The 8,119-nt window shown below is 70.6% G+C and carries 6 protein-coding genes and 1 tRNA gene; 3 read left to right on the forward strand and 4 right to left on the reverse strand.

Going from position 1 to position 8,119, the window contains the following annotated elements:
- Positions 1–108: 108 nt before the first annotated feature.
- Positions 109–1,650: an MFS transporter gene (locus tag ACFTZL_RS36655; protein WP_382592245.1), complete on the reverse strand. Its 1,542-nt coding sequence runs from the start codon at positions 1,648–1,650 to the stop codon at positions 109–111.
- A gap of 182 nt (positions 1,651–1,832) precedes the next feature.
- Entirely contained in the window at positions 1,833–2,477 is a 645-nt protein-coding gene (locus ACFTZL_RS36660; protein ID WP_382592248.1) for a TetR/AcrR family transcriptional regulator, read from the reverse strand.
- Positions 2,478–3,215: 738 nt separating this feature from the next.
- On the opposite strand from ACFTZL_RS36660, the gene ACFTZL_RS36665 reads away from it, so the two are divergent.
- The 3 genes from ACFTZL_RS36665 to ACFTZL_RS36675 all read left to right on the forward strand — a co-directional run bounded on the left by ACFTZL_RS36665 (position 3,216) and on the right by ACFTZL_RS36675 (position 6,501).
- Positions 3,216–4,460: a M6 family metalloprotease domain-containing protein gene (locus ACFTZL_RS36665; RefSeq protein WP_382592251.1), complete on the forward strand. Its 1,245-nt coding sequence runs from the start codon at positions 3,216–3,218 to the stop codon at positions 4,458–4,460.
- Between the two features lie 72 nt (positions 4,461–4,532).
- Positions 4,533–6,335, forward strand: a complete 1,803-nt coding sequence (locus ACFTZL_RS36670) for an IclR family transcriptional regulator C-terminal domain-containing protein (RefSeq protein WP_382592254.1) — start codon at positions 4,533–4,535, stop codon at positions 6,333–6,335.
- 90 nt (positions 6,336–6,425) lie between these two features.
- A tRNA-Arg gene (locus ACFTZL_RS36675) sits at positions 6,426–6,501 on the forward strand.
- 67 nt (positions 6,502–6,568) lie between these two features.
- On the opposite strand, the gene ACFTZL_RS36680 is transcribed toward ACFTZL_RS36675, so the two are convergent.
- Both ACFTZL_RS36680 and ACFTZL_RS36685 read right to left on the reverse strand, forming a co-directional pair.
- The gene (locus tag ACFTZL_RS36680; RefSeq protein WP_382592258.1) at positions 6,569–7,717 is read right to left on the reverse strand and encodes a tyrosine-type recombinase/integrase; all 1,149 of its coding nucleotides are present in this window, start codon (positions 7,715–7,717) and stop codon (positions 6,569–6,571) included.
- Positions 7,717–7,917 carry a helix-turn-helix domain-containing protein gene (locus tag ACFTZL_RS36685; protein ID WP_030650313.1) on the reverse strand — a complete coding sequence of 67 codons (201 nt, stop codon included), beginning with the start codon at positions 7,915–7,917 and terminating at the stop codon, positions 7,717–7,719. Before ACFTZL_RS36685 ends, ACFTZL_RS36680 begins: the two co-directional genes overlap by 1 nt.
- Positions 7,918–8,119 lie beyond the last annotated feature (202 nt).

An 8,119-nucleotide genomic window follows, 5' to 3' on the forward strand; every position in this document is an offset into this window, starting at 1 on the left:
GCCCTGGCTCCGCTGAGCCGGGGCAGGTCCTGGAATCCATAGGTACGAGGCGTCCCCTTCCTCGTGCCTACGGGTGGCCCGAAGGGGTTTTTTCAGGGGCCCCCGTCGTCAGTGGGCGACGACCGGGATCTGCACCTCGTCGTCCACGCCGGAGTCCGAGCCGGTCACGGTGGAGCTGTCGGGCCGGCCGGCGTTGACGAAGGTCAGGGCGATCGCGGCGGCCACGACGAGGATGCCGACGGCGAACCAGATGGCGCTCGTGTAGCCCTCGACCATGCCCTCCAGCTGGACCAGCTGCTGCTGGGACCGGCTGGTCGCCCCCACGATGTGGTCGGCGATGTACGACGTCGTCGCCGAGGCGGCGATGGTGTTCAGCAGGGCGGTACCGATGGCGCCGCCCACCTGCTGCGAGGTGTTGACCATCGCGGAGGCGACACCGGAGTCCCGGGGCTCGACGCCCTGGGTGGCCAGGGACATGGCCGGCATGAACGCCGTACCCATGCCGAGGCCGAGCAGCAGCATCGCCGGCAGCAGCAGGGCCGCGTACGAGGAGCCGATCTCGAGCTGGGTCAGCAGCAGCATGCCGAGTGCGGCGACCAGGAAGCCGGGGCCCATCAGCAGGCGCGGCGCGACCCGGGTCATCAGACGGGTGCCGATCTGGGTCGAGCCCGTGATCATGCCCGCGATCATCGGCAGGAAGGCGAACCCGGTCTTGACCGGCGAGTACCCCTTCACGATCTGCAGGTAGTAGGTCAGGAAGAGGAACAGGCCGAACATCGCGATGATCGCGAGACCGAGGGAGAGGTAGACACCGCCGCGGTTGCGCTCGGTGACCACGCGCAGCGGCAGCAGCGGGGCCTTGACCTTGGACTCGACGAGCACGAAGGCCAGGAGCAGGACCGCGGAGGCGACGAACATGCCGACGGTCACGGAGTCGCTCCAGCCGTCGGACTCGGCGCGGGTGAAGCCGTAGACCAGGGCGACCAGGCCGAGGGTGGACAGGATCACGCCGGGGATGTCGAGCGACGAACGGTTGCGGCCGCCCTCCGGCTCACGGATGACGAAGTACGCACCGGCCGCGGCGACGATGGCGAACGGGATGTTCACGAAGAACGTCCAGCGCCAGTCCAGGTACTCGGTGAGGAAGCCGCCCAGGATCAGGCCGACGGCACCGCCGCCACCGGCGATCGCGCCGTAGATGCCGAACGCCTTGGCGCGCTCCTTGGCATCGGTGAACATCACGGCGAGCAGGGAGAGCGCGGCGGGCGCGAGCAGCGCGCCGAAGACGCCCTGGAGGGCGCGGGCGCCGAACATCATCGCCTCGTTGGTGGCCGCGCCGCCGAGCGCGGAGGCCGCGGCGAAGCCGCCGAGCCCGAGGACGAACGCCCTCTTGCGGCCCCACAGGTCGGCTATCCGGCCGCCGAACAGGAGCAGACCGCCGAAGGCGAGGGCGTAGGCCGTGACGACCCACTGCCGGTTGCCGTCGGAGATGCCCAGGTCCTGCTGGGCGGAGGGCAGGGCGATGTTCACGATGGTGGCGTCCAGGACGACCATCAGCTGGGCGAGCGCGATGAAGACGAGCGCTTTCCAGCGGCCGGCGTCCGGCGAGCCGGCCGGATTGCCGAGTGCCTTTGAGGCTGTTTCAGACATGGGGGTACCCACTTCGGGACTTCGTGACGGAAAGAGATGTCGAGAGACAGCGGATCGTCCACGGGGACGGCCGCAGGGACTGTCGTCTTGGCTTCGGACGGCGTCTCGGCTTCAGAGGCGGTGTCTTGGCTTCAGAGGCGGTGTCTTGGCTTCAGACGGATGGGACGCGCTGAACTAATCGGTCAGGGCTGGCGCAGATCCTCCAGGGTCACGGCCGTGCCCGGCAGAACGGAGCGAGCGGGAGCCCGCAGCCCGTCCAGGAACAGCTGAAGATGGCGGTGGACGAAGGGGTCGGCACGGAAGCAGTCCGTCCCGGCCGGGGGCCGGCTGAGCTGGGCCACGGCGATCATGACGTCTCCGACGCCCACGTCGGAGCGGAGCTGCCCGGCAGCGCTGGCACGGTCCATGACCTCGGCGACCTGGCTCTCGACCCGTTCGCGCGCGGCTTCCAGATCCGGGTGGTGCTTGTCGAACGTGCTGGAGACCATCGGGCACAGCGCGCTGATCCGCTCGTCGGCGGCGGCGTGCACGAAGCGCTCCAGCGCCTCGAACGCGTCGCCGGTCTCAGCGAGCGCGAGCTCGGCCGCGGCGGCCGTACGGTCCATGACGGAGCAGACGACCTCGCGGACCAGCGCGTCGCGGTCCGGGAAGTTGCGGTACACCGTGGCGTTGCCCACGCCGGCCCGGCGGGCGATCTCGTCGAGCGGCACCTCGGGGCCGTGCTCGACGAACATCTCCCGGGCGGCGGTGACGATCCGCTCCCGGTTGCGCAGGGCGTCGGCGCGAGGCCGGGGCACCTTGCGCTGTTCGGGGGTGGCGGTCTGCACGGCGTACTCCTGGATAGGTGAGGTGTGCGGTGTTCGCGATCCGGGGAGCGGGTCCCCGTTTCGCTCTGACACATGGCTAAACGGGGACTGGGTCCCCGGTATTTCCCGTAGCCGGGATTTTTTCTTTGTGACCTGGCTCACAAGGGCGGCCGGGCTCTGGCGGAGCGCTACTGACGGGAAACCCACGATCGGCCTCTTCCGACGCGCGCCCCCATCCGCCGCAACGCAGGGTGAGCGAAAGGGTGCAGCCGGAGACCGGCGGCTGCCGTGGCGCGGGAGGTCCCCTGCATGCAGCCGCAGCCTCAGCGACCCCGGCCGGGCGCGGCGGGGTCGCGCGGCCCGGGCCGTACGCGGCATCCGGGCTCCGGGGTTGCGCGGTCGGCTGGGGCGGGGCGTGTGGAGTCGGACGGCTCGGGCGGAACGGGGTCGGACGGATCGGGCCGTAGGGAGTCGGCCGGCTCGGGACGTAGGGAGTCGGCCAGCGCGGGGCATAGGGAGTGGGCCGACTCGGGCCGAACGGGGTCGGCCAACCCAAGCCGCGCCCAGCCGCCTGGCTCAGGCCGAACGGGGTCGGCCAACCCAGGCCGCGCCCAGCCGCCTGGCTCAGGCCGAACGGTGTCGGCCGACTCAGGCCGCGCCCAGCCGCCCGGTTCAGGCCGTACGCAGCAGGCTGGCTCAGGCCGTACGCCGCCGCCCCGCCGTCGGATACCCCGGCGCCGTCTGGCCGCCCTCGCCTGTGTGACCGCCCTGACCTTCTCGGTCAGTACCTCGGCCGGGACGGGCCACCTCGCCCCCGGCGCCACGACGGCCGGAGCCGGACCGATCTCCCTGGCCCGCACCTCCTCACACGGCCCGTGCCTGATCCGCGGCGCCCGAGAGGTCCAGATGTCCGAGGGCATCCCCACCTCCGACGGCTACTCCCGCTCCACCGGCACCGTCCGCGCCCTCACCCTGATGATCGACTTCTCCGACGCCCCCGGCGACGGCGACGCCCTGGACCGCTTCCGGGAGTTCTTCCCGCAGACCCGCGAGTGGTTCCGCACCAGTTCCTACGGCCGCCTCGACTACCGCCCCGAGACCCCGATCCCGGGGTGGCTGCGGATGCCGAAGTCCTTCCGCGAGTACGGCATAGAGCGCGGCGCCCCCTTCGACCCCGGCTACCGCGCGCTGGTCCAGGATCTCGTGGCCGCGGCCGACCCCAAGGTGGACTTCCGCGCGTACGACCTCGTGAACGTGCTGGTCACCCCGAACGCCGGCCCGTCCGCCCTGGACACCGTCCTGTCCGTCACCTTCGCCGGCAACCCCGAGGCCCCGACAGCCGACGGCACCCCCGTGGCCAACGCCTCGTTCGTCTACTCCCGCCAGGACGACGGTTCCGGCTCCTACGACCGCAACGGCTACCGCGTACTCCCCCACGAGAACGGCCATGTCTTCGGCCTGCCCGACCTGTACACCGCCGAGGGCGGGGGCGCGGTCGGCCACTGGGACATCATGAGCGAGGACTGGGGCGCCAACAACGACTTCCTCGGCTGGCACAAGTGGAAGCTGGGCTGGCTCGACGCGGCGCAGGTCCACTGCGTGGCGACCCCCGGCACCACGGAGTACACCCTGACCCCGCTGGCCCACGCAGGCGGCTCCAAGCTGGTCGTCCTCCCCCTGGACAGCGGAACCGGCTACGCCGTGGAACTGCGCACCCGCGCGGGCAACGACGAGACGGTGTGCCGCCCGGGCGTCCTGATCTACAAGGTCGACGCGAAGGTGGACACGGGCATGGGCCCGGTCACGGTCTACGACTCCCGCCGCGACAGCGGCGGCTGCACCCGCGCACCGAACGTCCACGCGGAACTGTCGGACGCGCCGTACACGCCCGGGGAGACGTTCCGGGATGCGCGCAAGGGGGTGGAGATCGAGGTGGCGGGGGTGGATCTGGAGGGTGGGGGTGGAGGTGAGGGCGGGTATCGAGTGCGGGTGACGAGGGGGTAGCGACGCCAGGGGGAACCCGCCCCGGGCTCCGGATTACCGTAGGCCTGCCGCGACCGCCGTACCGGAGAGCCGATGCCAGCGAAGCCCATGAACGACGACCCCGAGGGGTCCGCCCCCTCGGCCGACGAGAGCGGGGCGCCGGTGAATGACGGCGGGACGCCGGCCGAGAAGGCTGCGGCAGAGGTGGCCGGCACGGTCACACCAGCTCGGGGCTCGACCACACCGGACGAGGCGGTCACGCCGCTGATACGCGGCATCGCGGTGCTGCGGGAGCTGACCGAGGCGGACGGCACACTGAGCCTGAGCGGCCTGGAACGGGCCACCCGCCTCGCCCGCTCCACAGTCGACCGCATCACGGCCACGCTCGCCCGCATGGGCTACGTCCGCGTGGACGGCCGGGACGTACACCTCTCCCCCCGTCTGATGGAACTGGGCAACGCCTACCTCGCCGCCCTGCGTCTCCCCGCCCTGCTCGCTTCCCGGGCGGACGCCCTGGCCGACGAACTGGACGAGTCGGTCTCCCTGGCGGTCGCCGACCGCGACGGCATCCGCTTCATCCACCAGGCCACCCGCCGCCGCGCGATGTCCCTGAGCTTCCGCATCGGCGACCTGCTCCCCGCCGAACGCACCGCCCCCGGCCCCCTGTTCGCGACGGAGTGGACGGCCACCGACTGGCAACGCTGGCGCGAACGCCGGGCGGCGGACCCGAGGGACCTCTCCTTCACGGCCGTACCCCCACGCAAGTACGGAGCGGACGCGAGAGACGACGACCTGTTCGTGAGCCGCACGCAGGAGGCGGCCGCGAACGGCTGGGCCTTGGACGACCAGCTGATCGAACCGGGCCTGGTGGCGGTCTCGGTACCGGTCCGCTCCCCTCACACGGTCGGCGACCACCGTCCGCCGGCATGCGTGGCCAGCGTGGTCAGCCACACGAGCCGCCACACGGCACACAGCCTGCGCACCACCCTGCTGCCGCGACTGCAGGCGGCGGTGCTGCAGATGGAACGCGAACTGCACAACACCCCGCCCCCGCCCCCCAGCACACCACCGTCGAACCTGGCGCTCTGGACCGGCGCGTCGAAACAGCGACTCGGCCGCGACTTCATCGAATCCCTGGCCCGGGGCCTGACGGTCCTCACGGCCTTCGGCGAGGGCAGGCCGGAGCTGACGCTCACGGAGGTGGCCCAGGCCACGGGCCTGGCCCGTGCGACGGCCCGCCGAGCACTGATCACCTACGAACACCTGGACCTGGTGACGCCGACAGGTGACCGCACCTTCGCCCTGACCCCCCGGGTCCTCTCCCTGGGCTTCCCACCCCTCTCCCGCACGGCCCTCCCCGACATCGCCCACCCGCACCTCTCCGACCTGACGTCCCGCATCCACGAGTCGACGTCCTTGGCGGTGCTCTCGGACTCGGGCGAGGAGATCCAGTACACGGCGAGGGTGGCGACGGGCCGGGTGATGAGCGTGAACATCACCCTGGGCACCCGCCTGCCGGCCTACGCGACGGCTCTGGGCCGAGTCCTCCTGTCGGACAGGGCCATCGGCCGATCCGCCCTCCCCCACGACCTACGCCCCCTCACCCCCCACACGATCACGGACAAGGAGCAACTCACCCACACCCTGACCTCGATCCGCTCCCAGGGCTACGCGCTGGTGGACGAGGAACTGGAAGAGGGCCTCCGGTCCATCGCGGTCCCGATCCGCGACCGGTCCGGAAGGGTGGTGGCCGCCCTGAACACCGCGATGCACGCGAGCCGCCACAGCCTCCGGGAGTGCGTGACGGACCTCCTCCCCGAACTCACGACAACAGCCACCCGCATCGAATCGGACCTCCACACCGCCGCCCGCTTCACCCACGTCCCCCTGACCTGACCCCCACACCCACCCGACCCGTATCCGGTACGCTGACGCCAGTGGTCCACCCAGACCACAGGCACGCCGCTGCTTGCGTCCGCTGCCACTGCCTTCGTAGCTCAGGGGATAGAGCACCGCTCTCCTAAAGCGGGTGTCGCAGGTTCGAATCCTGCCGGGGGCACCAGCCGAAAGGCCCCGGACCGATCACGGTCCGGGGCCCTTTGACGGCACCATTTGACGGCAGTCGCCCTTCAGGCAGCCGGCCGCCGTCGCTTCAGCAGCCGGTCCATGTGGCTGATCGCCTCGCGCTGGGTGTCCTGCACGACGTGCGTGTAGACGTCCATCGTGATGCTGATCTGGCTGTGCCCCAGGATCTCCATGATGACCCGGGGCGCGACGCCGGCCGCCGTCAGCAGCGTGGCAGTGCCGTGCCGAGCATCGTGCAGCCTGACCACTCGCAGCCCGGCGTCACCGGCGACCCTGGTGAAGGATCGGTAGACGTTCCGGGGCTCCACCGGCCGCCCGTTCCTCGTGGCGAAGACGTAGCCACGCTCCGACCAGGCAACGCCCGTGCGGTCGAACGCCTCACGCTGGCGCAGCCGATGCCAGCGGAGCGGAGCGAGGCACAGCGCAGGCATCGGCACCACGCGGCTGCGGCGGCTCTTGGGGTCGTCGTCGTACAGCTCGCCCCTGCGACGCTGCGTTTGGTGGCGGACGTGAAGTACCCGGTTGTCCAGGTCCACATCGGACCAACGCAGACCCACAAGCTCACCGCGTCGCAGGCCCATGGCAATGGCCAGGACGAATGCGGCGTACAGCGGGTCCTTCCGCGCCGCTTCCAGGAAGGTCAATGCCTCTTCCAGGGACCAGGGCCGAATCTCCCGCTGTTTGACTCGCGGTGGCTCCACCAGCGAAGCGACGTTCCGGGTGATCAGTTCCTCCCGTACGGCCGCCGTGAGCGCCGTACGAAGAACGCGGTGTGCCTCCTTGGCAGTGGCAGCCGTGTGAGTGGTCTGCATGCGCGTGATGAAGCGGCGCACGTCGGCAACACTCAGCGACTCCAGCCGCTTGGTTCCGAGTAGGGGCACCAGGTAGAGCCGGGCGTGCGTCTCGTACTTGTCGTAGGTGCTGAGCTTTCGTCGCGGCTGGACGTAGTGCGCGAGCCAATACGGCAGCCACTCGGAGAGTTTCGCGGAGCGGGTGGGGGTCGGGATGCCTTGACGGTCCCGTCGCACCAGATCCTGACGCTTGATGTCACACTCCTCCCACGTAGCGCCGTAGACCGTCTTGCGCTTGCGGGTGCCGTCCGGCTGCGGAACGTACACGCGGGCTTCGTAACGACCGTCCTTACGCTGCCAGATGCTCCCAGCGCCGTTCGGGTTCCTCTTACGGGAGGCCATCAGGCTGCGTTCTCCTCGATTCGTTCCTGCATGAAGGCGCGCACGCTGTCAGGGGAAACGCGGCGGGCGCGGCCGATGGTGAAGCTCGCCAACTGACGCGAGCGGATGAGGTCATAGACCTTGCTGCGGCTCAGGCGCAGTGCGGTCATGACCTCCGGCACGGTGAAGGCTTCGGGTGTTTCTGGCACGGCGGTGCGCACGTCGAACCTCCGATATCCGGGCGGGGGTGCTCCCGCCCCCCCTCTGGGAAGTCCGCTACTTCCGCTACCGCCGCTACCTCGCAGGTCAGGGACCTGTTGCCGGTAGCGGGAAGGGGTAGCGGTAGCGGATGGGTAGCGGGGCGGTAGCGGCAACCGGGGCCGGTTGCCGCTACCGCGTTGTTGCTGGTCAGGCCGCGTGTTC

The organism is Streptomyces sp. NPDC056948, assembly GCF_042674225.1.
GTDB classification, from domain to species: domain Bacteria; phylum Actinomycetota; class Actinomycetes; order Streptomycetales; family Streptomycetaceae; genus Streptomyces; species Streptomyces purpurascens.

What these genes read in the sequence shown, in the direction of transcription:
- ACFTZL_RS36655 (WP_382592245.1), bottom strand. Translation starts at nt 1,650, where the DNA reads ATGTCTGAAACAGCCTCAAAGGCACTCGGCAATCCGGCCGGCTCGCCG.
- ACFTZL_RS36680 (WP_382592258.1), bottom strand. Translation starts at nt 7,717, where the DNA reads ATGGCCTCCCGTAAGAGGAACCCGAACGGCGCTGGGAGCATCTGGCAG.
- ACFTZL_RS36670 (WP_382592254.1), top strand. Translation starts at nt 4,533, where the DNA reads ATGCCAGCGAAGCCCATGAACGACGACCCCGAGGGGTCCGCCCCCTCG.